Annotated in this window: 21 protein-coding genes and 2 tRNA genes; 11 read left to right on the top strand and 12 right to left on the bottom strand. The window is 68.2% G+C overall.

Annotated features, from left to right (window positions below):
• Positions 1 to 74 precede the first annotated feature (74 nt).
• A complete protein-coding gene (locus RYH79_RS03960; RefSeq protein ID WP_370896463.1) occupies positions 75 to 1,034 on the bottom strand; it encodes a succinylglutamate desuccinylase/aspartoacylase family protein in 960 nt (319 codons plus the stop codon).
• Between the two features lie 100 nt (positions 1,035 to 1,134).
• On the opposite strand from RYH79_RS03960, the gene RYH79_RS03965 reads away from it, so the two are divergent.
• On the top strand, positions 1,135 to 2,517 hold the full coding sequence (locus tag RYH79_RS03965) for a DUF92 domain-containing protein (protein ID WP_370896465.1): 1,383 nt from the start codon (positions 1,135 to 1,137) through the stop codon (positions 2,515 to 2,517).
• A gap of 21 nt (positions 2,518 to 2,538) precedes the next feature.
• Entirely contained in the window at positions 2,539 to 2,964 is a 426-nt protein-coding gene (locus RYH79_RS03970) for a GNAT family N-acetyltransferase (RefSeq protein ID WP_370896467.1), read from the top strand.
• Here RYH79_RS03970 and RYH79_RS03975 read toward each other — a convergent pair.
• Together RYH79_RS03975 and RYH79_RS03980 are read right to left on the bottom strand one after the other, a co-directional pair.
• Positions 2,943 to 3,611, bottom strand: coding sequence for a TVP38/TMEM64 family protein (locus RYH79_RS03975; protein WP_370896469.1), 669 nt, complete (start codon positions 3,609 to 3,611; stop codon positions 2,943 to 2,945). The genes RYH79_RS03970 and RYH79_RS03975 overlap by 22 nt on opposite strands.
• Positions 3,612 to 3,653: 42 nt before the next feature.
• Positions 3,654 to 4,523, bottom strand: coding sequence for a hypothetical protein (locus RYH79_RS03980; RefSeq protein WP_370896471.1), 870 nt, complete (start codon positions 4,521 to 4,523; stop codon positions 3,654 to 3,656).
• A 113-nt stretch (positions 4,524 to 4,636) separates the two neighbouring features.
• Here RYH79_RS03980 and RYH79_RS03985 point away from each other — a divergent pair.
• Together RYH79_RS03985 and RYH79_RS03990 are read left to right on the top strand one after the other, a co-directional pair.
• Positions 4,637 to 4,710 (top strand) — tRNA-Tyr (locus tag RYH79_RS03985).
• A gap of 812 nt (positions 4,711 to 5,522) precedes the next feature.
• Positions 5,523 to 5,966, top strand: coding sequence for a hypothetical protein (locus RYH79_RS03990; protein ID WP_370896473.1), 444 nt, complete (start codon positions 5,523 to 5,525; stop codon positions 5,964 to 5,966).
• Between the two features lie 610 nt (positions 5,967 to 6,576).
• On the opposite strand, the gene RYH79_RS03995 is transcribed toward RYH79_RS03990, so the two are convergent.
• Positions 6,577 to 7,083 carry a hypothetical protein gene (locus RYH79_RS03995; protein WP_370896475.1) on the bottom strand — a complete coding sequence of 169 codons (507 nt, stop codon included), beginning with the start codon at positions 7,081 to 7,083 and terminating at the stop codon, positions 6,577 to 6,579.
• Between the two features lie 608 nt (positions 7,084 to 7,691).
• Positions 7,692 to 8,159 (bottom strand): GNAT family N-acetyltransferase, encoded by a 468-nt coding sequence (locus RYH79_RS04000; RefSeq protein ID WP_370896477.1) that lies wholly within the window; start codon positions 8,157 to 8,159, stop codon positions 7,692 to 7,694.
• Between the two features lie 403 nt (positions 8,160 to 8,562).
• Between RYH79_RS04000 and RYH79_RS04005 the strand changes: the two genes are divergently transcribed.
• The 5 genes from RYH79_RS04005 to RYH79_RS04025 all read left to right on the top strand — a co-directional run bounded on the left by RYH79_RS04005 (position 8,563) and on the right by RYH79_RS04025 (position 12,834).
• Positions 8,563 to 8,991, top strand: a complete 429-nt coding sequence (locus RYH79_RS04005; RefSeq protein ID WP_370896479.1) for a type IV pilin domain-containing protein — start codon at positions 8,563 to 8,565, stop codon at positions 8,989 to 8,991.
• Between the two features lie 45 nt (positions 8,992 to 9,036).
• Positions 9,037 to 10,386 (top strand): sulfatase, encoded by a 1,350-nt coding sequence (locus RYH79_RS04010; protein ID WP_370896481.1) that lies wholly within the window; start codon positions 9,037 to 9,039, stop codon positions 10,384 to 10,386.
• 99 nt (positions 10,387 to 10,485) lie between these two features.
• The gene (locus RYH79_RS04015) at positions 10,486 to 11,583 is read left to right on the top strand and encodes a pyridoxal-phosphate dependent enzyme (RefSeq protein ID WP_370896483.1); all 1,098 of its coding nucleotides are present in this window, start codon (positions 10,486 to 10,488) and stop codon (positions 11,581 to 11,583) included.
• Positions 11,584 to 11,797: 214 nt separating this feature from the next.
• The gene (locus tag RYH79_RS04020) at positions 11,798 to 12,064 is read left to right on the top strand and encodes a TrmB family transcriptional regulator (protein ID WP_370896484.1); all 267 of its coding nucleotides are present in this window, start codon (positions 11,798 to 11,800) and stop codon (positions 12,062 to 12,064) included.
• 194 nt (positions 12,065 to 12,258) lie between these two features.
• The gene (locus tag RYH79_RS04025; RefSeq protein ID WP_370896485.1) at positions 12,259 to 12,834 is read left to right on the top strand and encodes an NUDIX hydrolase; all 576 of its coding nucleotides are present in this window, start codon (positions 12,259 to 12,261) and stop codon (positions 12,832 to 12,834) included.
• Between the two features lie 10 nt (positions 12,835 to 12,844).
• On the opposite strand, the gene RYH79_RS04030 is transcribed toward RYH79_RS04025, so the two are convergent.
• Entirely contained in the window at positions 12,845 to 15,583 is a 2,739-nt protein-coding gene (locus RYH79_RS04030) for a glycoside hydrolase family 97 N-terminal domain-containing protein (RefSeq protein WP_370896487.1), read from the bottom strand.
• Between the two features lie 186 nt (positions 15,584 to 15,769).
• On the opposite strand from RYH79_RS04030, the gene RYH79_RS04035 reads away from it, so the two are divergent.
• A complete protein-coding gene (locus RYH79_RS04035; protein WP_370896489.1) occupies positions 15,770 to 16,411 on the top strand; it encodes a hypothetical protein in 642 nt (213 codons plus the stop codon).
• 231 nt (positions 16,412 to 16,642) lie between these two features.
• Here the strand turns inward: RYH79_RS04035 and RYH79_RS04040 are convergent.
• From RYH79_RS04040 to RYH79_RS04060, 5 genes are all read right to left on the bottom strand, one after another.
• Positions 16,643 to 16,717: transfer RNA gene (locus RYH79_RS04040), tRNA-Val, on the bottom strand.
• 78 nt (positions 16,718 to 16,795) lie between these two features.
• Complete coding sequence (locus tag RYH79_RS04045) at positions 16,796 to 17,986, bottom strand: hybrid sensor histidine kinase/response regulator (protein ID WP_370896491.1); 1,191 nt, start codon at positions 17,984 to 17,986, stop codon at positions 16,796 to 16,798.
• Positions 17,987 to 17,988: 2 nt separating this feature from the next.
• Positions 17,989 to 18,426: a response regulator gene (locus RYH79_RS04050; protein ID WP_370896493.1), complete on the bottom strand. Its 438-nt coding sequence runs from the start codon at positions 18,424 to 18,426 to the stop codon at positions 17,989 to 17,991.
• Positions 18,423 to 19,904 (bottom strand): sensor histidine kinase, encoded by a 1,482-nt coding sequence (locus RYH79_RS04055; RefSeq protein ID WP_370896495.1) that lies wholly within the window; start codon positions 19,902 to 19,904, stop codon positions 18,423 to 18,425. Before RYH79_RS04055 ends, RYH79_RS04050 begins: the two co-directional genes overlap by 4 nt.
• A gap of 93 nt (positions 19,905 to 19,997) precedes the next feature.
• Positions 19,998 to 21,587 carry a methyl-accepting chemotaxis protein gene (locus RYH79_RS04060; RefSeq protein WP_370896497.1) on the bottom strand — a complete coding sequence of 530 codons (1,590 nt, stop codon included), beginning with the start codon at positions 21,585 to 21,587 and terminating at the stop codon, positions 19,998 to 20,000.
• 129 nt (positions 21,588 to 21,716) lie between these two features.
• Here RYH79_RS04060 and RYH79_RS04065 point away from each other — a divergent pair, with 129 nt between their 5' ends.
• Positions 21,717 to 22,007, top strand: a complete 291-nt coding sequence (locus RYH79_RS04065) for a DUF7508 domain-containing protein (RefSeq protein WP_370896499.1) — start codon at positions 21,717 to 21,719, stop codon at positions 22,005 to 22,007.
• 43 nt (positions 22,008 to 22,050) lie between these two features.
• Here the strand turns inward: RYH79_RS04065 and RYH79_RS04070 are convergent, their stop codons facing one another.
• The gene (locus RYH79_RS04070) at positions 22,051 to 23,187 is read right to left on the bottom strand and encodes a sensor histidine kinase (RefSeq protein ID WP_370896501.1); all 1,137 of its coding nucleotides are present in this window, start codon (positions 23,185 to 23,187) and stop codon (positions 22,051 to 22,053) included.
• Between the last annotated feature and the right edge of the window lie 76 nt (positions 23,188 to 23,263).

Here is a 23,263-nt window from a genome sequence, read left to right on the forward strand (position 1 = left end):
AGCGCTTTTTAATCGACATTTTTTCCTTGGCTGGGCGCGCGCAGCGCGCCCAGCTAAGGAGTGAAAAATGTCGGTTAGTAGCCGTCCACGTCGGTCCCGACCGAACAGACGTACTCGCCGGTGGCGACCTGCGGGAGTCGGCGGCTGCGCCAGAAGATACCGTCGTCGTCGGCGGTGATTCGCCGCCGGACGCGGCCGAACGGGTCGGTGACGACGAACAGGTCGTCACCCCGGGAGACGCGGTCCCCGAGGTCACGCTCGAAGCGAACGAGCCCGCCGACGGGGGAGCCGTACTGGTCGAAGCCGGACACGCGGGTCTGGCGTTCGAGGTCGACAGTGCCGGGGAGGAAGTCGTAGTACCGGAGTACACGCTCCATGCCGACGACGCCGCGGTCGATGCTGTCGTGGTCCCAGCCGACGGCCCCGCCGAGCTCGGGGTCGATGGTGGGGACACCCTCGTCGGGGCCGGCGCGGGCCAGTTGGCCGTCCGGGCCCTTCTGGTCCAAGACGTAGCCGGCGCCGAACGCCTTCGCCAACTCCAGACACTCGCGGTGGAGTCGGTGGCGAGGACCACAACGGACGCGCACCTCGTCGATCATCCGGCTGGTGGAGCCCTGGTGGAGGTCGACGACGAGGTCGGCGTCGGCGGCGGCCTCGAAGGTGGCGGCGGCGATCCGCTCTGACGAGGTCCCGGTCTCGTCGCCGGGGTACGCACGATTCATCTTCGTGTCGTCGATGGGGTTCCGGTGTTCGGCCACCTGGAAGGCGTGGTAGTTGACGACCGCGACGACGAGAATTGTCCCGGAGATCTCCGTCGGGTCGAGCGTCGGCAGCAGCTGCGAGAGAACGCCGAGTCCGTTGAGTTCGTCACCGTCACTGACGGCCTGGACGTACAGTGTGTCACCGCCGTCGGCACCGTTGAGAACCGCGACCGGGAGCTCGACGGGGGAGCCGTCGCGGGTCTCACCGACCTCCAGCCGACCGGTGTCGAACGCCCCGGGAGCCGCGCTCGCGGTTCCGAGCGTGGTTGGCATTAGTGGACGGTCGGCTGCGTCCGTCTTTAGGGGTTCGGTACGCCACGCCCGCCAGGGGCGTGTCGGGAAGTTCAAGTGTGCGTCGGAGGTACGACGGTGCGTGAGACAGCAGCTCCGGCGGGCCGGGGGGTTCGCAGTCGTGGCGACGCTGGCGCTCGCGGCGCCGGCGCTGGGCCCGGCGGCGGCGGCACCGTTCGCCGCAGTGGCTCTGCTGGCGGCGTTCGTCGTCGACGACGGCTGGCTGTTCGAGCTGTTCGCTCGACCGGCCGACCGGAAACAGCGTCGCCTGAACGGGCTCGCGGGGTTCGCGCTCGCGGCCACCGGGCTGGCGGTGTTGACGGCGCTGCCGGAGGCGCCGATGCCGGTGCCGGTGTTCGCCGCTGCGGTGTGTACGCTCGCGTACGGTCGACTGGGTCGTCAGTTCGTCAGAGCGTCGACGAGCGACGAGTTCCTCACGACGGCGGCGTTCGTCGCCACCGGCTTCCTCGGCGGGACGGCCGTCCAGGCGGCCGTCGCGTTCGTGAGCCCGACCGCCAGCGACGCCGGACTGCCGACGTTCGCGTTCCTCGCAGTCGTCGGGGCGTTGGTCGCGGCGTTGCTCCGCTCCGTGTTGTTCGTCGACGACGACCCGCTCGTCGTCGTCGGCGTCGGGTTCCTGTTGTGGCTGTTCCAGGCGATCACGCCGTCAGTGACGCCCTCGGTCGTCGCCGCCGGACTGGGCGTGACCGTGTTCCTCGGCTGGGTGTCGTACGCGCTCCAGACCGCGGACGTGCCGGGGATGCTGACTGGCGTGTTGCTCGGGCTCGTGACGGTCGTTCTCGGCGGAGTCGGGTGGTTCGCGGCGCTGATCTCCTTCTTCGGAATCGGCGGACTGGCGAGCAAGTTCCGGTACGACGACAAGCGGGAGCGCGGGGTCGCACAGGAGAACGAGGGCGCCCGTGGGACGAGCAACGTTCTCGGCAACGCCGCGGTCGCGCTGGTCTCAGTCGTCGCGTACGCCGCGGTGATCGAGGTGGAACTGGGCGCCTCGACCGTCGTCGGGTCGGTCGACCTCTCGACCGTGACCGTCTTCGGCGTCGGGCTGCCGACGCTGTGGGCGCTGGCGTTCGCGGGGTCGCTGGCGGCGGCGATGGCAGACACGCTGGCCTCGGAGGTGGGTGGACTGTTCGACGGCCCGCGGCTCGTCACGACGCTCCAACGGGTGGAGCCGGGGACGGACGGGGCAGTGACGTGGCAGGGTGAACTGGCGGGTACCGTGGGTGCGGCGCTCGTGGCCGGATTGGCTGCGGGGACGATGCCAGTCGGCGGACCGACGACACTCGTGGCCGTGATCGTCCTGGCGGCCGGTGTCGTCGGCATGACGGTCGACAGTCTCTGTGGCGCCGTGATCGAGGGCGACCTCGTCGGCAACGAGACGGTGAACTTCCTCGCCACCGTCGCGGGCGCCATCACCGCCGTCGCCGCCTCCCTGGTGTTGATGTGACTCCGGCCCCTCCAGACGGGTGTGATCCGACCCGGGCGGCCGGCGGACGAGTCGGCACTGTCGTGCCTCCAGGGTTACCTCCGCGAACCGTCGCCGAAGCTGTTGTGTCACGGGCTCGCGACCGGAGACGTGTTCGTCTCTGTCGCCGAGGAGACGGTGGCCGGCTACGTGCTGCCGGTCGGGCGGGGTGACGGCGACCAGCACGTCGCGGAGTTGGTCGTCGCTCCCGCGCACCGGCGCGAGGGGCGCGCGCGTCGGCTGTTGGAGCGAGTCCTGGCGACCAGCGAGCGGGTGACGCTGCTGGTCCACCCGGGCAACGACCCGGCACGGTCGCTGTACGAGTCACTCGGGTTCGAGTACGTCGCCCGCCGACCGGGGTTCTACGACGACGCGGACGCGTTGTTGGCGGCCCGGGAGCCGACGGATCAGGCGGTGTCACCGCGGTAGTGGCGGTACGCCGGGGCGGCCGCCAGGAGGAGGCCGGCGACCGCCGCGGCGGCGACGAGCCGCGGGTCGAACGCGGCCGCGACGCCGGAGACGGCGAGTCGGTGGAGCGAGGCACCGGCGACGACCGCCCCGACGGCCCACGGCAGTTCACCCACGGCCGTTCCGGCGAGGTACGGCCAGAACGGGACGCCGGCGACGCCCGCCGCACCGGAGATCACGTCGGAGGGGAGCGGCGCGAGCCGAGCGACGACGGTCGACCGGAACGGGCCGGCGACGGACAACGCCCGGTCGCCGGCGGCGTCGACGCGGGCGACGGCCGTCGAGATCCGCCCGTCGCCGGCCAGTAACTCCGCACGCCCGCTCGCACCCAGGAGGTACGGCGGGAGACTCGTCAGCGTGAGGAGCCCGACGGCGGGAACGACCCCGGGGAGTCCGAGCCCGTAGCCGGCGACTGCAGACAGCAGTGTCGTCGGCCAGGCGAGGAACGGTCGCACGACCGCCAGGAGTGTCAGTGCGACTACGAGCGCCGCCGGATCGTCCGCCAGTGCGTCGAGCCGGCTCAGCGCCGTCCCCGGGGCGACCGCCACGGCTGCGACGGCGACGGCTCCGACGACGACCCCGAAGGCCAGGAGACGACGGCGCGACACGGACCGAGACTCCGACTGGCAGCAGAATAAGTCCGGTGTTCGTCAAGCGTCGTCGTCGTCGGCCGTGTCGTTGCCCTCTACCGCCTCGTCGGTGTCGGCCGCGTCGTCGGGCCGAGAACCACGGTCCGTCGCGTCGTCGACGTCGGTACCGCCGACGGACGGCTCCCCCCAGGGGTCGTCGGCGTCGACCGGCGCGAGCGCGCGTCGCACGTCGTCCTCGTCGAAGTCGGCGTCGTGGAACGCCATGTTGAGTCGCTGCCAGCGGGCGCTGTGGTCCGGCTCCCCCTCCGGGCCGACGCGGGCGCCGCGGGTCTTGAAGAAGGCGGCGCCGCGGTCTCGCTCGCTCCCGGCGGCGGTGTGACCGTCGAAGACGGCGTCGAAGCGGCCGTCGGGCTCGAACTCGCCGACCGGGAAGTCGTGGGCGGGTTCCTCGTCGTCGGCGGCCGCGTCGGCGCGGATCTCGGCGACGTTCCGGAAGTACTCGTCGGCGTTGGACGCTTCCCGGGACGAGCGAGCCCGGGCACACGCCAGCGCGGCGTGGATCGCACACAGCCGCCCGCGCCACTCGCCCGGCTCCCACCGTTCGGTCGCCAGTTCCTCGTAGCGCTGGACGGTGAGCGCGACGCGTTGCCCGGCTCCGAGGTCTTCGACGACGAAGAGGTTGAGCCGGTCCCAGACGTTCCAGGCGAAGCCAGAACGGGCCAGCTCCCAGGCGGCCCACGCGGCCGTCTCCTCGTCGGAGCGCCGGACTGCCTTCTGGAGCAGGCTGGCGACGGTGTACCGGGAGAACCCGCCGTCCGTGTCGTCGGCGTCTTTCGGGTCGCCGAAGTCGTCCGTGTCGTCGGCGTCGGGCGAGCGATCGGAGAGTTCGCCGTCGGCGCCGATGGTGGCCTGTCTGTGGTCGTCGGTCACGGCGTCGGCTCCGACGTGGGTGGGGGAAAAGACTGTGATCGGGGTGTGTCGGGCTCCCGTACCCCGGTCGAATGAGAACGCTTAAGTTCGACTCGGCGGTTAGCTGTTCGTGTCCGCCCTTAGCTCAGACTGGTAGAGCAGCCGACTGTAGATCGGCTTGCCCCCCGTTCAAATCGGGGAGGGCGGATCTTCTCGACGAGCGAACGAAGTGAGCGAGGAGAGAGATCCAACCGACCCGATTTGAACAGGGAGCGAAGCGAGCGAAGCGAGCGGAGTGACCGAGTTCAAATCGGGGAGGGCAGAGCGGTGCGGACGAACAGACGAGCGGAGCGAGCGAAGCGAGCGGAGTGACCGAGTTCGAATCGGGGAGGGCGGATCTCCTCGACGGCCGGCTCGGAGCCGAGTGAACTCGCACCCTCGTACGATCTCGTCTCGACTGGTCCGTGTCGAACAGAGTGTGAGCCGTGTGTGACCACCGTTGTGCGTCTCCGTACACATTAACACATTTGGAGATCAGATACCCCCAACACACGTTCACTCGACTTCTGTTCTGGCAGTGTAAACGAGATTACCGGAGTCCGAGAACTGGTCGAACGGTCGCCTGTCGACACGTCGAGCCGATTAGGTCGAGCAATACGGTTCGAACCACTCTCTTGAACAGGACGAGAGCAGAGCAATTAGCCAGAGAGGACTCTCAATCACCCCACAACAAGTTGGGTGTAACCGAACAGACAGACGCGTCTGACCCAGCAACCGGTTGTAGGGCGGACGCGACGAGAGATCAACAATGCAACGACGAGAGTTCATCGTAGGTTTGGGATCGCTTGCGGCCGGCACGGCCGCTGCGACTGGTACAGGTGCGTTCACTAGTGTCAGCGCGGAGCGTTCCATCGCGGTCGACGTGGCGCACGACACGAACGCCCTCCTCGGGCTCGCGGCCGCCGATCCCCCAACGCCGACGCGTTCGTCACCGACACTGGCGGCACCGTCGGTATCGACGTGGCGAACACCGACGCCGGCGGTCAAGGTGTCAACAGGGACGCCGCTACCGCCATCGACAACCTGTTCGTCGTCACAAATCGAGGCACCAGCGACGTGTTCGCCATCATCAGGGACGACACGTCCACGACCGCTAACGGCGCCTTCTACGCGCAGGTCGCCGGCGAGCGGATCCTGTTCCAAGACGGCAACCGGTCGAGTGGCACGTTCCTCGACTCGGAGCTGTCGACCGTCCTGAAGATTCCGGTCGGCGAGTCCGTCACCGTCGGCCTCGAACAGGACGAACCGAACACCGGGAGCGGTTACGGGGGGAGCTTCGCCGTCGTCGCGGCCGACAACCTGGCCGACGTCGGAGACGAGACGGCAATCGACGCGGACGGCAGGTTCGGCCCGGGCAGGGGACAGGACCTCAGGGCGTTGGACGGCACCCGGCTCGACCCGTAACCGTCGTCGGGTCGGTCGTCCGTCGCCCGATCACTCACCCGGCGTCGGGGGGTGATCCGTGGTCGGTCTGTGTTCTGCAGTTCGGTGGCGTGACTACACTCTCGAACCTCAGTATCTCTCGGTCGACACCCCACTCGTCGTCCCCGACGGTGGCTCGAACCGTCCGACGCACTCACTCGGGACTCGCGTCCGTCTGCCGTCCGCCGGACTCCTGTTCGATCACAGGCCTCTGCTAGCCCGTGAAGGAGAACGCCTGCGCCCTGTGGAGACCGTCCTGCACCGCTCGGACGACAGTGAGCCTGCTCTCGACCGGCGTGGAGCCGTCGTCGTCGTCTCGCCAGAGCCGATTCTCGTACGGTGCGACCAGTGAGGTCGTGAGATTAGTGCGGTCTCCTCTCCACACTAGCGAACGAGGTGCTCGGGGGTACCTGTGAGTTCGTACGGCCCTCTCAGAAGCGTCGTCTCACGTCCTGGGGGGGAGGGTGCCACCCCGGAGACGTGAGTAGCGTGATCGGTCGGTCGACCGACGCCGTCTCGTTCGACCGCGGCGCACGCGGCGGGACCGCGGTCGATCGGTACGCTCGTGTCTGACTCCGGACGGGTCGCCGCGTCAGGCCCGTCCGTTGAGCGGACAGAGGAAGAAGTTCGGGGGGCCGAAGCCGGGGCGGCCGAGTGTCACCTCGACGAAGTCGGCCGACACGACACGTTCACTGGAGGCGAACGGGCCGTCCTCCGCGACCGCGGCGCGGAACGCCTCGACGTCAGTCACCTCGGCCGAGAAGTGCGTCCACTGTCCGCCGTTCCAGCTCCGTTCGCCCGGCGAGGACTTCGAGACGAACGGGGACCCCTGCGCACCGACCGACCCCACGATCGGTGCCGAGCCGTCGTGGAGGAAGTAGATCGGGTCGTCCGGATCCGGCTGCTCGTCCAGTGTCTTCACTACGTTCGTCCGGAACAACGTGCCGTCCGCCCAGACGCGGCCGAACTGCTTGCCGTTGTTCCCGTTGTCGCCTTCGTTGCCGCCACGGTTTCCGGCCGCTGCGGTGCCGGCGACACCGACTGTCGCCGCCAGCGTTGCTCCCGTCTTCAGGACTCGTCGTCGTGTTCGTCTCTCCATGGTATCCGAGGCGTCTGCCTCGTCTCACGGGCGTGGATCCAACAGTAAACTCGTTTTTCGAACTCCCACCCAATTTCGGGTCGAGTTCACGCGGGATTCGTCCGGGTCCGTGACGACTCTCCCGCTCGTTTCGGGTGAGTCGACACGTACACAACCGCCGAACGACCGCCGCGCGCCGAGGGGTACAGTTGCACAAAATAGTAGCTGTCGTCCGGAGGGAGACGAGACACACCCGAGGTCGTCGGGGCTGGTGTGGCCTCTCCGTCCACGTCGGTGCACGAACTGCTCGAGACAGTATCCGTGGGCCTACCCAAGTCTCTCGAAGGCGTCGTCTCCGCGTCGTGCGAGAGCCCTACTGTTTCCCGTGTGCGACGAGCCCTCGACTGTCGTCTCCACGAACCCACGCCGGCGGTGAGACACCCGAGCGCCTGGCCCGGTATCGGCCTGTCTCCCCACCGCAGTCCTCGTTCGAATCGGGTAGGGTGGACCTCTTCGACGAACGAGCGAAGCGAGTGAGGAGAGACGTTCGACCGACCCGACTCGAACGGGGGGCCGAGCGGGCGGAGGAACCGAGTCCGGGCCGGGGGACAGCGGGAGAGAGGGCTCGGTCACTCCACCGACTGCACGAAGTCCACCTGCTTCGGCCGGAACCCCGAGTCCCGGTAGAACCGCCGCGCACCGTCGTTGTCCCACTCGCAGGAGACCTCCAGCAGATCACAGCCGCGCTCTCGGGCTATCTCGCGGACCCGCTCCACCACGGCCGTGCCGTGACCCTGGCCGCGAACCCCTTCCTCGACGTAGAGATTCACGATTCGGAGCCGCCCAGCGTCGCTCCAGGCGGCGTGATCGTTCTCGGCGAGGCTACAGAACCCGATCGTCTCGCCGTCGTGGACGACGAGGTAGTCGGTGTTGGTCTCGCTGTCGAGGTTGTCGCGGAACCAGTCGTCGGGCACCTCGTCGGGCTCCGTGTAGACGAGGTCGTTCAGCTCGTCGTACGCCTCCATCTCGACGGCGAGGTCGTACCACAGTTCGACGAGCGTGTCGAGGTCCGCCGCGGTCGCTTCGACGAGTCTCACACACGAGTGTCCGAGTCGTCGGTGTTCAAGATGTGTGTGGGACGTGACCACACGTCGACCCGCGTGGTCGCGGCGACGACCGCGACGGCCGTCGTCGCGACGCACGGGGGCGTCGGCTCGTCGCTCACAACCCGACGAGGAGACGGCTCGAATGCGTGCCCTGCGAGCCAGTCGCTCCGAAACGTCCCGCACCGCGGAGCGACGTGAGAGGTCGACGGGTGCGACCGGATCGACGCGGTCGAAGCCGCTACTTCCCCGCGTGGGTGTCGGTGTCACAAAAACCATTTAAGTCGGGGCGATCCAACTATTATCGACAAGTGACCGGAGGGGGGTCGTCGCGCTGGGGGGACACCGGATTGACCGGACACGCGACGACCGTCACTTCCGTGTCGGTTGGAAACCAATGATACAGCAACTCAGAAACTGGACGGACGACTCGGACCGCGCGGTCAGCCCGGTAATCGGCGTGATCCTGATGGTGGCGATCACGGTGATCCTGGCTGCCGTCATCGGCAGCTTCGTGCTCGGAATCGGCGGCGACTTAGAACAGCCGCCACAGTCGCAGTTGAGCGTGTCGGCAACGGAGAACGCATCTGGCAACCTGAACGTCACCATCGCACACGACGGTGGTGACACGCTCACCGGAGACAATCTCCGGGTGATCGTCGAGAACTCGTCGTACTTCAGCCAAGACGGCACAGCGGACCTCGAGGTCGGTGATCAACAGACGATCGGCACAAATAAGAGCGCGATTCCGAGTGAGGTGAACGTCCGGATCGTCCACCTTCCCTCCGACAGTCTGCTCGTGGACACGAGCGTCAGAGTCGAGTGACGCCCGAACGAGGGGCCTAAATCCACGCCGGCCTTCGGGGCCGATGTGACAGACTACAACGTTCTCTTGGTGATCGCGGACAGTCTCAGAGCCGCGAACACCTCCGCCCTGGGCTACCGACGAGAGACGACGCCGTTCCTCTCGGCGTTCGCGTCGGAGGCGACGGTGTACACGCAGGCCCGGGCGCCGAGCAACTGGACGGTGCCGAGTCACGTCTCGATGTTCACTGGCCACGACGCGGCGGCCCACGAGTTCGAGATCACGGACCGGTTCCGACTCGGCCACACGATCTGGGAGGAGCTGGCCGAGCGGGGGTACGACACCGGACTGTTCTCGGACAACCCGTTCTTGACGGCCCACGAGAGCGGGCTGGATCGCCCGTTCCAGACGGCCGAGGGGACCCCGGAGTCGTGGGACGAGACGTACGACACGGGCGGCAGCCTGGGCGACTGGCCGAACGGGTTCTACTACGCGGATCGGCTGCTGGAGTGGGCAGACGGGCGCGACCGGTGGGCGGCGTGTCTGAACCTGATGGACACCCACCGACCGTACGAGCCCCGGGCGGCGTACGACGAGTGGAGCGACGACCGGGTGCGGGCGCTCCAAGAGGAGATGGGGTACAAGTGGCACTGGGAGTTCCTCGCCGGCGAGGTGTCGCTGGGGTTCGCGTCGTTGTTGGAGGCGATCTACGACGGTGGGGTGCGGCAGGCGGACGCGATCTTCGAGCAGTTGCTCGCCGGGCTGGACGACGCCGGGACGCTGGAGGACACCCTCGTCGTGTTCACGTCGGACCACGGCGAGGGACTGGGAGAGGCGACGGCTCTGGAGTCGGAGCCGCCGGCGGTGAGCCACCGGCTCGGTACCCACGACAATCTGTTTCACGTTCCGTTGGTAGTGCGGGCGCCGGGCCAGCGGCGCGGGCGTCGAGTAGACGACCTGGCGACGCTGACGGCGTTCCCCGACGCCGTGCGAGCGTTGGCGCTGGGGGAGGCTCCGGTCGACGGCGGGGCGTTCGTCGCCGACGACGGGGTCGCGCTGGCGTCACAGCGACCGATCACGGCCGCGATGCGCGAGGAGGCGGAACGGATCTGTGGGTCGGCGACCCCGTACGCCCGACGAGCGGACGTGGTGTACGAGGATCGCCCGGGCGACGCGGTGGTCAAACGGGCCCGGTGGGGGCCGGACGGCTACGAGACGCTCCGTCGGGGGCGACGGGAGGCGACGGACCGGGGAGAGATCGACGGCGACCGGGTCGTCGCGGCACGCGACGACCACCGCGGGTCGTCGGTGACGCTGGGGGAGCCGTTAGACGAGATCACCGAGTTCGCCGACGCCTCCGACAACGAGTTCGCCGAGGGGTTAGACGAGCGGTTGGACGCACTGGGCTACCGCTGACGTCGACCGGCCGACGGGGCGCCCGCCGACGTCGACTGACCGGTGGAGACTCGCCGACCGGACCGACACCTACTGGTCGCTGCGGGGACGAGCGGGCGTGTGACCGACGACACGCTCGCGCGACTCGTCTGCCCGGAGTGTGAGCGGGAGTACCGCGACAGGTGGCGGTGTCGCTGTGGTGCGCCGCTGTCGTACGCCGAGCCGCCGACGGCGCTTGCCCGCGAGGCCGGCGACCCGCCCGACACGGCCGGCCACCCCGGGCTGTGGCGCTACGAGTCGCTGCTCCCGGAGTCCCCGCTGGTGACGCTCGGCGAGGGCGGGACCCCGCTCGTCGCGGCACCGGCGTGGGACGCACAGTTCAAGCTGGAGTACGTGTTCCCGACGGCCAGCTTCAAGGACCGTGGAGCGACGGCGACGCTGTCGCGCGCGGCGGCGCTGGGTGTCGATCACGTGGTGGAAGACTCCTCGGGCAACGCCGGCGCGGCAGTGGCGACGTACGCCGCCCGGGCTGGAATCGACGCCGAGGTGTACGTCCCGGCGGACGTGAAGCCGTCGAAGCTGACGGCGATCCGACGAGCCGGCGCAGCGCCCGTCCGGGTGGAGGGGAGCCGCGGCGACGTGACGGACGCCTGTGTCGAGGCGGTGGAGACCGGCGACGCCTGGTACGCCAGCCACGCCTGGCGACCGTCGTTCCTGGCCGGGACCGCGACGGTCGCGTACGAGATCGCGGCCCAGCGCGACTGGACGGCGCCCGACGCCGTCGTCGTCCCGTTGGGTCACGGCACCCTGTTTCTGGGGGCGTACTACGGCTTCCAGGCGCTCCTGGCCGCCGGGTGGATCGAGGAGCTCCCGCGTCTCTTTGCGGCGCAGGCGGCCGGTACGGCGCCGGTCGTCGCCGACAGAGCCGGGGCGACGGCCGCGGCCGGCGACAACGACCTCGCGGATGGGATCCAGATCGCCGACCCGGTGCGGCGGGCGGAGATCCACACTGCGCTCCGAGAGACGGACGGTGACGCCGTCGCCGTGTCCGGCGAGACCGTCGAGACGGAGCTGGACCGGCTCGGCCAGGCGGGGTTCTACACGGAGCCGACGTGTGCGACCGCACCGGCCGCGCTCCGACAGTTCCGCCAGCGGGGCGTCCTCGCGCCCGACGCCGACGTGGTCGTCCCGCTCACCGGGTCCGGACTGAAAACGTGACCCACCCAGGCCCGCCGCTGTCGTCCGGCAGCCGTCACCCCCCGGTGCGTCGGTAGTCGAAGATCCCAGCCTCCAGAGTCGGTTTCGTACCGGAGTTGTTCTCACTGATCTGCCGTGAAACGGGCTGTAGAGCCTCCGAGACTCACTATCACGATAGTTCGACTATCGTCGTGAGGTAGTTTTACGTGTGTCGAAGCCATGGTGGCGTGTACGAATGCACACGGCACACGCGAGTCACACGGGGGAGTCGGGCGAGGAGTCGGTGAACGCTGTCGCACCCGAGAGCGTCACCGTCCCGGACACGGTCTCGTCGCCGCGCGCGAAGCTCGTCTACCTGTACCTGGCGACACACGGGCCCGTGACGGAGTCGGAGCTGTGTGAGGGGCTCGACATGAAACTGATCTCGTTGTACAGCGTCCTCGGGACACTCCGAGACGCCGACCTGGTGGTCCGTGACGACGGACGGTACGCTCTGGTGTGACGCGACTACAGGAGGCTGATGGCGACGCCGATCAGTAACAACAGGAAGAACACCACGACCACTCCGAGGAAGAACCTGTCTGCGCCCTCCATACGCTAGACGTGTCCGGGACGAGCCAAAAGCGTTCACCGTCGTGCCACGGCCCGGTGACGGCACCACGGAATCCTCTTGTCGGTGGCACCGGAGACTCCGGCGTGACACAACTGGAACTCGACTGGGTGCGCGAACGACGCGCGGCCTACGAGCGTGCCTACCCGGACGTACCGTCCGAGACCCGCGAGATCGAGGTGTCTGCCGAGGAGTTCGCCGACTACGAGCGGGTGGAGCCGTACCGCGGCAGCGCCCACGTCTGGGTCGTCCGCGACCCCGAGGACGCACCGCCCACCTCCCCCTCGACGGACGAGGAGCCGGACGACCGCCCGCGGGTGCTCCTGTTGTTCCCGCGTGGTGAGCGAGAGTACTGGGGTATCCCCGGCGGCGGAATCGAGCCCGGCGAGGATCACGAGACCGCAGCCGTCCGCGAGGTGCGCGAGGAGACCGGCGTCGACTGTGACCCGAGTGACCCCTGGCTCGTCCTCCACCGCATCTGGTCGGTCCCCGACACGGACGACGCCAGCCACTCGCTGCACCTGTTCTACCGCGGGACGTACGCCGGCGGCGAGATCTCGGTCCAGCCGGGCGAGGCGAACGGCGCCGCGTGGTTCGCAACGCTGCCGGCGCGCCGCGGCGAGTTCGTCGACCGGCGCGCCACAGAGTGGCCGCCGGAGTGAGCCGTCCCAGTCAGGACGGCCGGATCCGCATCGCCGTCCCGCCGCCGGCGGCCATCGAGATTGTCACCGTGTCGCCGGCCCCGACGCCGTACTCCGAGACGGACACCTCGTCCGGCGCTGTCTCCACGTCCGTCCCCGGCGCGTCGGCGTACTCCGTCACCGTCCAGCCGCCGACGGGCGACAGGAAGTCCAACGACACCGTCACGTCGCGGGCGTTCCCGTCCGTCATCGCCCCGAGGTACCACTCGTCGCCCGACCGCCTGGCCGTGACGACGTAGTCGCCGATTCCGGCGTCGACGACCCGGGTCTCGTCCCAGTCTGTCGGCACCGCCTCCACGAAGTCGAACGCCGGCACCGTGTCGTAGTTCTCTCGACTCGGGTCCACGTCGCCGAAGTTCGCCGCGACCGGCGACTCCCCGCCGGGGGCGCTCACGCCGACCGCGTCTAGATTGAACCCGCCGACGTCGTACGCGTTCAGCTTCACCGCGACCGTGTTGTCGCCCGCTTGGAGGTCGACCGACACCGTGTGGATCTGCCAGTCGTCCCAGTAGCTCGTGAACGGCGGCCGCAGTGGTTGCTCCGCCCCGTCGACGACGAGCGTCGCCTCCGGTCCGTCGTCCGTGACGACCTGCCTGTTCTGCTCGGCGTCGGCCGCGTACCGGAGGTGGAGGTCGTACGTCCCCGCGCTCGGCACGCTGACGGCGAACGACACCGTCGCCCCGTCCGGCTCGCGGCTCGGGTCGATCGGGACGTAGTTCCCGCCGTAGCAGTTCCGCCACTGGTCTGCCGTGATCATCCCGTCCAGTTCCCCGGCGGGCGCCTGGACGAACTCGCCGACGGACAGCGTCGGCGACACGTACGCCTCGATCCGGTCGGCCGCCATCTGGAGCCCGGCGAGGTACGTCGGGTACATCGCCAACTGCTTGGCGAGCGTGCTCTGGACTCGACTGGGGTCGTTGTCCTCGAACGTCAGATCGAAGATCCCGGGCTGGTAGCTCGTCGGCCCCGCGAGCATCCGCGTGAACGGCAGCGTGACGTGGTGCTCCCGCCCCACGTCCGCGCCCAGTTCGCCGAAGCCGTCGTACTCCTGCGCCTTCACCACCTCCCGTGCCGCCACGTTCGGGTACGTCCGGATCTCACCCGTCGGCGGCAGCCCCTCGTGGATCTCCAGCATCTGCCGGTTGGCGGCCGCCTCCCGCATCACCAGCCTGTGGTGGTTGACGGACCGCTGACAGTGCTGGGTGTGGCTCGCGGTCGCGCCGCTCCCCTCGAACCCCAAGCCGGGATCTTTCACGTAGCCGTTCTTGATCGACCTGATCCCCGCCGCCTCGTACTCGGGGAAGATCCCCCGGTCGATCTCGTCTTCGTAGGTGACGACGTTGCCCGCCGTCTCGTTGTGGATCGTCAGTTCCACGGACTCCGAGAGGCCGGCGCCGTAGTCCGTCACCGTCGACACGTCGAAGTCCGGGTAGGAGTCGTCGACGCCCATCTGGAACCCCGTGCCGTCGCCGGGGTACGTCGACCACCCTTCGTTCCACCCCTCCACGAGGACGCTGTCGATCCCGTGCTCGCTCGCGAACTTCATGTACCGCTTCGTCCGCTCCGTCCGGGCGCCGTGGATGTACTTCGCCGGGTTCTGGCCCGCGCTCGACAGCGCCGTGTCCGACCGGTACTCCCAGTTGGCGCTGCCGGCGATCATCATCCACCAGACGCCGACGTACTTCCGGGCGTCCAGCCACGAGGTGTCGACACTCCCGTCCGCGGCCGTCGGGAACGCCGACTCGTCCAACGGCGACGCCAACAACGGAATCAGCTGTGACTCCACCAACTCCCCCGGCGTGTCGCCGATCTGGATCGTCCGCCAGGGCGTCCGGTGGGGCGCCGTCGCCTTCACCGACGACCCGTCCGGCAACGGCGCCAGCTCCACCGCCATCCGCTCGCTGCCGGAGCCGGACTTCGACGCCAGCGACATCTTCGCGTAGTCGTCCAGATCCGACTCGTGGACGCTCAGGTACGTCCCGTCGTTCGTCCGCATCGTCAACGGCGTGTGTGCGCCCCGTTGGACGTAGTTGTCGTTCGGCCGCGTCGACGACCCGCCCGCGGGGATCTCACTCAGCCGCGACTCCGTGTACTCCTGCTCGTACCGGGGGTTCACCCACTCGTTCTCGATCCACCAGGACGTGTAGTCGCCCGCGAAGTTGAACTCCGTCGTCTCGCTGTCGATCGTGAACGACCCGAACTCCTCGTCGAACACGACCCTGAACCCCAGTCCGTCGTCGAACACCCGCGCCTCGAAGTTCACCGAACGCCCCGGGCCGTTCGTCTCCGCCAGCCCGACACGGAGGTAGCTGTACTCCTCAGACACCGTGTCGTAGGCCCCCCACTCCGGCTCCCACGTCTCCGTGACCGTCCCGCGTTCTGTCCCGGTCACCGTCACGTCTGGACCCGTGGAGAAGATCCCCGTCCCGAACGTCGACTGCCCCGCGAAGGTGAACCCCACCGGCGACGGGTCGACGTGCGTCGCCCCCTCGTACGCCACCTCGTACTCCGGCACTCCCGAGGTCGCGTCGAGGGTCAGTTCGATCGACCCGTCCGGCGACGTGACCTGCTGTACGTCCCCGTCGTCACCGTTCGTCACCTGCGCCGCGACGGACTCCGGCACCGTCAGCGAGTACGCCGACGCCGCCAGTAGCCCCGAGAGCCCCCCCAAGAACCCTCGTCTGTCCAGCCGCCTGTCGTTGTCTGACATCCGTGTTCGCCACTCTAGCTCGTAACCGTGTAAATCTTATGCGAAAAGGTTGGGATTACGTTCGGGTTCGGGTGTAGTTGTTTGCGACGGACGTTCGTTGATCTGTGCGTGTCGCCGGCGAGGGGTGATCTGCAGAGATTACAGGGCTGCCGAAAGGTATTTAAATTGCCCCCCGCGCCTAGAGGCATGGTTATTCCAGACCCAGTGATCGCAACGAAAGAGGAAGTAGACGCTGCTGCCCTCGGAGGAGGGGAATCTGACGTAGGAGGATTCACCGTAGTGACAACTACGGCTGGTCTCCTCCTCTCAGGCCCTGCCGGTGCAGTGGTCGGGAGCATTGCGGGAGCCGTCCTCGAGAATCTCGGTGACGGTGAAGACAGCGAGGAACACGACAAGATCCTCGCCCGCGCCCTGACTGCCCTCAACGAGAGTGCAAGCGAATCAGCGAGGCTCCGGGTTCAGCATCTCGACGACGAGGACACGACCGATCTCGACTCTGTCGAAGAGAGCGAGACGACGTACAACGTCTTCGAGGGTGTGGATGGATACCCGGATATTACTTACACAGATCCAGGTGGTCCGACCGGAAATCTCGCCGTCGAAGTGGAACACAGCAGGAAACTCACCGCCGATCCTAAACACGTAGTCGATCAGCTACAGAAGTATCGGGGCGATGGCTGCTCGACGGTGCTTGTCGTGGAGGCTGGCGCGGCGAGTGATGCCCACGATTGGCTTGTTGAGCGTGACGAGGTCCCGTCGCGGACGTACGTCGCCGAAGGCCCTGCTCTCGGTCGATTCGTGCGAACGCCTGTCGAGGAATTTCGGTAACTGCCGACGACCCGACAGGAGCAGATCTCGAACTCACCCACTCCACTTGGTCGCTCCCCGCTCAAATTTCGCTGTCGGGGTGGATTCGAACCTCGGTCGTTCCGCTCACTCCGTTCGCTCCACTCCCTGGTTCGAATCTGCCCACCCACTTCGATACCACGGACGCCTCGCTCCACTCGCGGGTCGCTTCGCTTCCCGCTCGCGTCGCTCACCGTTGCGAGGTATCAGAAGTGGGTTGGGGCGGATTCGAACCGCCGGCCTCCTCCATGTCAAGGAGGTGTCATAACCGGACTAGACTACCAACCCGGGCCGTCTCTGACGCACCCAGACGTACCGCCGATACCCATTTCAATCCGTCGATTGCAGACGACACCCCGCCGCCCGCTACGACTCCGCGGCCAGCGACAGCTCCACGACGAACGCCGCGCCGCCGAGGTCGCTGTCCTCCACCCACACCTCGCCGCCGTACTCCGCGGTCAACACGTCGACGAGGTACAGCCCGACCCCGGTGTCGCTGCTGGACGACCCCGGCGGCGCCCGGTCGAACAGCCCGACACGCTGCTCCTCGGACACCCCGGGCCCGTCGTCGGCGACGGTCACGCGGACGAGTCCCTCCGACTCGTCTACCGTCGTCCGGACGGACACGGTCGGGTCGTCGTCGTTGTGCTGGACGGCGTTGTTGAGGAGGTTGCCGAACACCGACGACAGCATGTGGTTGGCCGACACCGTCGCGTCCGAGGGCGACGGCGCGTCGACGGACACGTCCGGGTACGACGACACCAGTTTTCGGAGCTCTTCGTCCAGAACTCCGTCGAGGTCCACCGGCTCCGTCTCCAGGCTCCCGTCGCCGGTGATGCTCTCCAACAACGGCTCTACCGTCTCCGTGATCTCGATGGCGTGTTCCACGTTCGACAACGCCGTCTCGAACGACTCCGTCGCCTCCGGGCTGGCGTCGTCCATCCCCATCCGGATCGTCCCGCGAGCGATGTTCATGTCGTTGCGGATGTCGTGGTGGAGGATACGGGTGAGGATCTCCAGCTCCTCCGTCCGGGCGGCCAGCCGTCGCTCGTTCTTCTTGCGCTCGATGGCGTACCGGATCGTCCGCGCCAGGAGCTCCCCGTCGAACTCACCTTTGACCAGGAAGTCCTGGGCACCACGCCGAACCGCCTCCACGCCGAAGTCGCGGTCGTTCAGCCCCGTCATCACGATGATCGGGAGGTCGCTCCGCAGTTCGAGCACGGCGTCCAACGTCTCCTCGCCGCGACTGTCCGGCAACATCAGATCGAGCAGGACGATGTCGACTTCGTCGCCGTCCAGCCGCGACTCCGCGTCGGCCAGTCGGCTGACGTGGTCGATCTCGAAGTTGCGCGACACCGCTCCGCCGGCGCTGACGATCCCGCCTTTCATCTGGAGCAGTTCGCGGATCAGCCGGGCGTCGCCGTCGTTGTCCTCGATCAACAGGATCGTCACCGGCGCCTCACCGGGTGGCTCCCCCGTCACCTCCGTGTTCGTCTCTGTACGGTCGCCGTCTCGCCGTCTCGTGCCCCCTCCGGGGGTCTGATCGTTCGAGCGCATCGTTACGGTGGGAGTCTCACCGTCGAGAGCCAGAACCGCTCGATCTGCCGTGCGACTTCGACGAAGTCGTCCACGTCCGCCGGCTTCTCGACGTAAGCGTTCGCGTGTCTGTCGTAGCTCGCCCGCACGTCGGCGTCGGCCGTCGAACTCGTCAACACGATCACCGGGAGTCGCCGCAGCTCCGGGTCCGACTTCAGCTCCTCCAGCACCTCCGTGCCGTGGAGCCGCGGGAGATCTAGGTCCAACAACACCAGATCCGGCCCCGGATCCGACTCCGACCCCCGGAGCCGCTCGACGGCCGCCTTGCCGTCTTTCACCACTTGGAGATCGTGTGAGATCCCCACCTCCTCCAGGGCCAGCTCCGTCAGCCGCACGTCGCCGGGGTTGTCCTCCACGAGGAGGATGTCGATGTGACCCGTGACGTGCTCGGCGTCCGTCACGGCTCTGCCCCCTCGGCGGTCACGGTCGGATCTTCGACCGGCTCGCCCGGCTCCCGCTTCGGGAACGACGCGAAGAACGTCGACCCCTCGCCGACGGTCGACTCCACCCAGATCTCCCCGCCGTGACGCTCCACGATCTTCCGACAGACCGCCAACCCGATGCCGGTGCCGGACTCGTCGCTCCGGTCGTCCAACCGATTGAACACCTCGAAGACGGCGTCTCGTTGGGACTCCGGGATACCGACCCCGTCGTCTTCCACCGCGAGCGTCCACTCGTCGCCCCGGTCGGCCGCCGAGACGTGGATCTGTGGCGTCGACTCGCTGTACTTGATCGCGTTGGCGACCAGGTTCTGCAACAGCATCCGCACCTGGTTCCGGTCGGCCACGAGCGTCGGCAACGGGTCCGCCGTCACCGTCGCACCCGTGTCGTCGATCCTGACGGCCAGGTCGTCACGCACCTCGTCGACCACCGTCTCCAGGTCCGTCTCGACCATCGGGTCGCCGTCCGTGTCGACCCGAGAGTACTCCAGGAGTCCGTCGATCATCGCGCCCATCCGCTTTGCCCCGTCGACCGCGAAGTCCATGAACTCTCGGGCGTCCTCGTCCAGTTCGTCGCCGTAGCGGCTCTCCAACAGCTGGACGTAGCTCGTCACCATCCGTAGCGGCTCCTTCAGGTCGTGTGAGGCGACGTACGCGAACTGTTCGAGCCGTTCGTTCGACTCCTCCAGCTTCTCGACGGTCGCCTCCAGCTTCTGTTGGGCCCGCACTCGGTCCGTCACGTCTCGAGCGGTGAACTGGAACATCGGCGGCTCCCCCGGAATCTCCGCGGGGACGAAGATCGCGGAGAAGTGCTCGCCGTCGACGGTGTCCTCCAGCCGTGTCGGCTCGCCCGTCTCCAACGCCTCCCGGCCGGCCTCCACGCGCCGGCGAGCGACGGCCTCGTCGTACAGGTCGAACAGGCTCGTGCCGACCAGCGCCGACTGCGCCGCGTCGTGAGCCGCCGCCATCGCCGGGTTCGCCGTCTGGATCACCCCGTCGCGGTCGACGTACGCCAACAGCTCCGGCGTGTTGTCGAACAACAGTTCGTACTTCTGTTCCGTCTGCCGTTGCTGGACGGCGTTGACGATGCGGTTCTGTAGCTCCTGGAAGCGTTCGTCCTCGCCGCCCTTCCGGACGTAGCCGGTCACGCCCGAGGCGATGGCCTCGCTGGCGATAGCCTCGCTCCCCTCTCCCGTCACGAGGAAGAACGGCTGATCGTGACCGTCCTCGCGGATCGACCGCAGCAGCTCCACCCCGTCCATCTCCGGCATCTGGTAGTCGCTCACGACACAGTGGATCGCCCCCCTGGCGACGATCCGCCGCGCAACCGACGGGTCCGTCGTCACCCGCGTCCGGATTTCCTCGTGGCTCGACAGCGCCTCCGCGACGTGATTGGCGAAGAACTCGCTGTCGTCTACCACCAACACCTGCAAGTCCATTCGATAGCCTACGGTGTCGGACGCGCGGGTATAAGTGCTTCCGATTCTCCAACGCCGATCCTGTCGGAACCCAACGACGACGGCGACGGCGGCTCAGCGACCGCCGGCCGCCGTCACCTCCCCGGTGTCGAACGCCGCCGCCAGGTCGTCCAGTTCCTGGGCCCGCTCGGCCAGTCGCTCCACCTCGGTCCCGACGCTCGACAGCGACGACGACTGCTGGTCTGCGGCCGTAGACACCGTCTCCGCCTCTGCGGCGGTCTCCTCGACGACTGCCGACACGTCCTCTACCGTCCCGACGACGGCCTGCGCCCTGTCGGCCTGTTCGTCCGTCGCCGTCGCGATAGACTGGAGCCCCTCGTCCACCTCCGCCACGGAGTCGACGACCGCCTCGAACGCCTCGAACGCCTCTGTCACCGTCTCCCGGCCGGTCTCCACTCGTTCCCGGGTCTCGGCCACGTCCGCGACGGCCGCGTCCGTCGACGCCTCCACGTCCGCGACCAGGTCCGCCGCCCGGGTCGTCGCCTCCCGAGTCTCCGTCGCCAACTCCTTCACCTCGTCTGCGATGACGGCGAACCCGTCGCTGCCGTCGCCCGTCGCGCGTGCCGCCTCTACCGAGGCGTTCAACGCGAGCGTGTTCGTCTGCTCTGCCACGTCGTCGATCAGCTCGACGATCTCGCCGATTCGGGCGACGTTCTCGGCCAACTCCCGGTTCGCCGTCTCCGTCGCCTCCGTGTGGTCGACGACCGCGGACATCTCCGTCGCGGCCGTCTCCGCCAGTTCCACGCCGCGTTCACCCTGGCGGGCGACCGTCTCCGACTGGTCGGCGATCTCGTCTGTGGTCGCCGTCACCTCCTCGACAGTCGCCGACAGTGCCGACAGCTCGTTCGTCGCGTCCGCCAGGTCCGTCGACTGGCTCGCCGCGCCGTCGGAGATCTCGCTCACGGAGGCCGCCACCTCCGCGGCCGCCGTCTCCACCTCGCCGATGCCGTCGTCGGCGTCGGCGCTGGCGTCCGCGACCGCCTCCGCGACCGCCTCCACCCGACCGACCGTCTCCGACAGCCGCGCGAGAGCGTCGTTGACCGCCGTCGCAACCTCCCGCATCGCCTCGTCGTCCGCGTCCGTGTCCAGCCGCACCGTCAGGTCGCCGTCGGCGACGGCCGACAGCCGCTCGGCGTACGCCGCCGCCCGTTCCTCCAGCCGCCGGGACCGTCGGCGTGACTCCTCGCGGGCCTCCGTCGCGCGCTCCCGTGCCGCCTCGGCCTCCTGGATGCTCTCCCCCAGCGAGTCGGCCATCCGTTCGAAGGCGTCGAACAACACCCCGATCTCGTCCGGACGCGTCACGGCGAACCCGGCGTCGTACTGTCCCTCGTCGACCGCCCGGACCTCTCGTGTCGTCCGAACGACCACCCAGTACAGCTCACAGTACGCCATGAACCCCGTGAAGATCGTCACCGTCGAGAAGACGAGAGCGGCGGTCAACACGTCGTCGACGAACAACACTGCCGCCCCCGGCCCGATCACGACCACGGCCGACGCGAGGACGAACAGCCGCACGGCGAAGTTCCGCCTGATCACCTCCGGGTAGTACGGCTCCACGTCGACGGCGAACTGTCCGACCGCGAGGAGAATCCGCGCTGTGAGCCCCGCCTCCCCCGGCGTGGCTCCGTCTTGTGTCTCTGACACGGTGGTAGCTCCGATATCGATCAACTGAATCGGTCTGATAAAGGACTGACGGTAGTCGGGTTCGTCCCCACACTCTCACCCGACCCCGGAACCATAGACTTAGGTAGCGGGCGCTCCCCGTGTTTCCGGATGCCGATTCAAAAGCGCTGGAGCAAGGCGACGGTCGAAAAGGTCCGCGAGCGTGTCCCCGAAGGGAAGGGGGTGTACGAACTGAAGTCGTTCGGCGAACTCGTGTTCGTCGGCTACAGCCGCTTCCTCCGTGACAGCCTCGCCGCAGTCGTCGAACGGCAGACGCCCAACTACTTTCGGTTCCAGACGGTGTCGTTCCCGGCAGAGGCCCGTCGGGTCGCCCGCCGGCACTACGACCGGTACGCCGAGACGAACGGAGAGCCACCACGGTGGAACCCGAGTCGCCCGTAGACGACCGGCGTCGACTCGACTCCGTCGACCTCGACGGACGGACTCACTCCGCCTCCGGGAGCGTCAGCTCTACGACCGTCCCTCTGGGTTCGTTGTCCGACAGGCTCACCGAGCCGCCGTAGCCGGACACGAGCGTGTCGACGAGGTACAGCCCCATTCCGGAGCCGTCGCCCACCTCTGGCTCCAACGCGTTGCCGTCGAATCGGTCGGGAACCCCCGGGCCGTCGTCGGCGACCCGCAGGTGGATCCAGTCGTCGTCCGTCTCCGCCGTGACGGTCACGTTCACGACCTCGCGGTCGTGGTGCTCGACCGCGTTCGACAACACGTTCTCCACGACCGCCGGCAGCAGGTCGTCCGCCAACGCCGACAGCTCCGGGTCCACGTCCGTGGTCACGGACAGCCCGTCGTGACTCCCCTCCATGATGGACGCCTGCTCGACCACGACGGCCCGCAGCGGGACGGCCTCGCGGCTCCGGTCGTCGCTGACGGCGTCGACCGCGACGGACACGTCCGACAACAGCTCCAAGACGGCGTCCAACTGCGTCTCGATCGTCGCGCGCTGGTGCTCGTCCACGTCCGTCGCCCCCTCCAGCAGGAGATCCAGCCGGCCGTCGATCACGTTCACGCGGTTGCGGACGTTGTGACGGACGAGCGAGTGGAGAGTGACGAGCCGCTCGCAGTCGGCCGGCGCGGGCCCGTCGGTCACTACCCGGCCGCCGTCGCCGATCACCCCACCGCCGAGCACGCCGTCGCCGTGGCGTCCGACCGGGACGGACGGCAGCCACAGCGCCGTCAGGACGACCCCGACGAGCCCGGCGTCCGTCCCGGTCGCCACGAGCAGGAACACCGCCGTCTCGAAGTCCGGCAGCGTCCCCAGCGTCGTCGGCACCGCGACCACGACTGTCGTCGTCGCCACGACCGCCGCGGCCGCCGCCCCGACACCGACCCGCCAGACCGCCTCGGGACCGAACGCGTCCGTCGACAGCCAGTACGCGGTGTACAGGTGACCGACGGCCGCGACGGCCAGGAGAGACGCCTCGGGCGGGAGCGCCGCCGTCGGCCGGGCGACGACTGCACCCGCGACTTCGAACAGACAGTAGACCGCGGTGACGACGCCCACGACGGCGAACAGCCTGGGCGTCACTACCTCACGGTCGAACGTACGTTCCGGAACCGACATCTCGGTATGAGAACTAGTGCTGTTATTAATTATACCTTCCGGTCACGCGAACCGCGAGACTGTTGGTTTTGCGAGC

The organism is Halobaculum sp. MBLA0143 (assembly GCF_041361465.1).
Lineage (GTDB): Archaea > Halobacteriota > Halobacteria > Halobacteriales > Haloferacaceae > JAHENP01.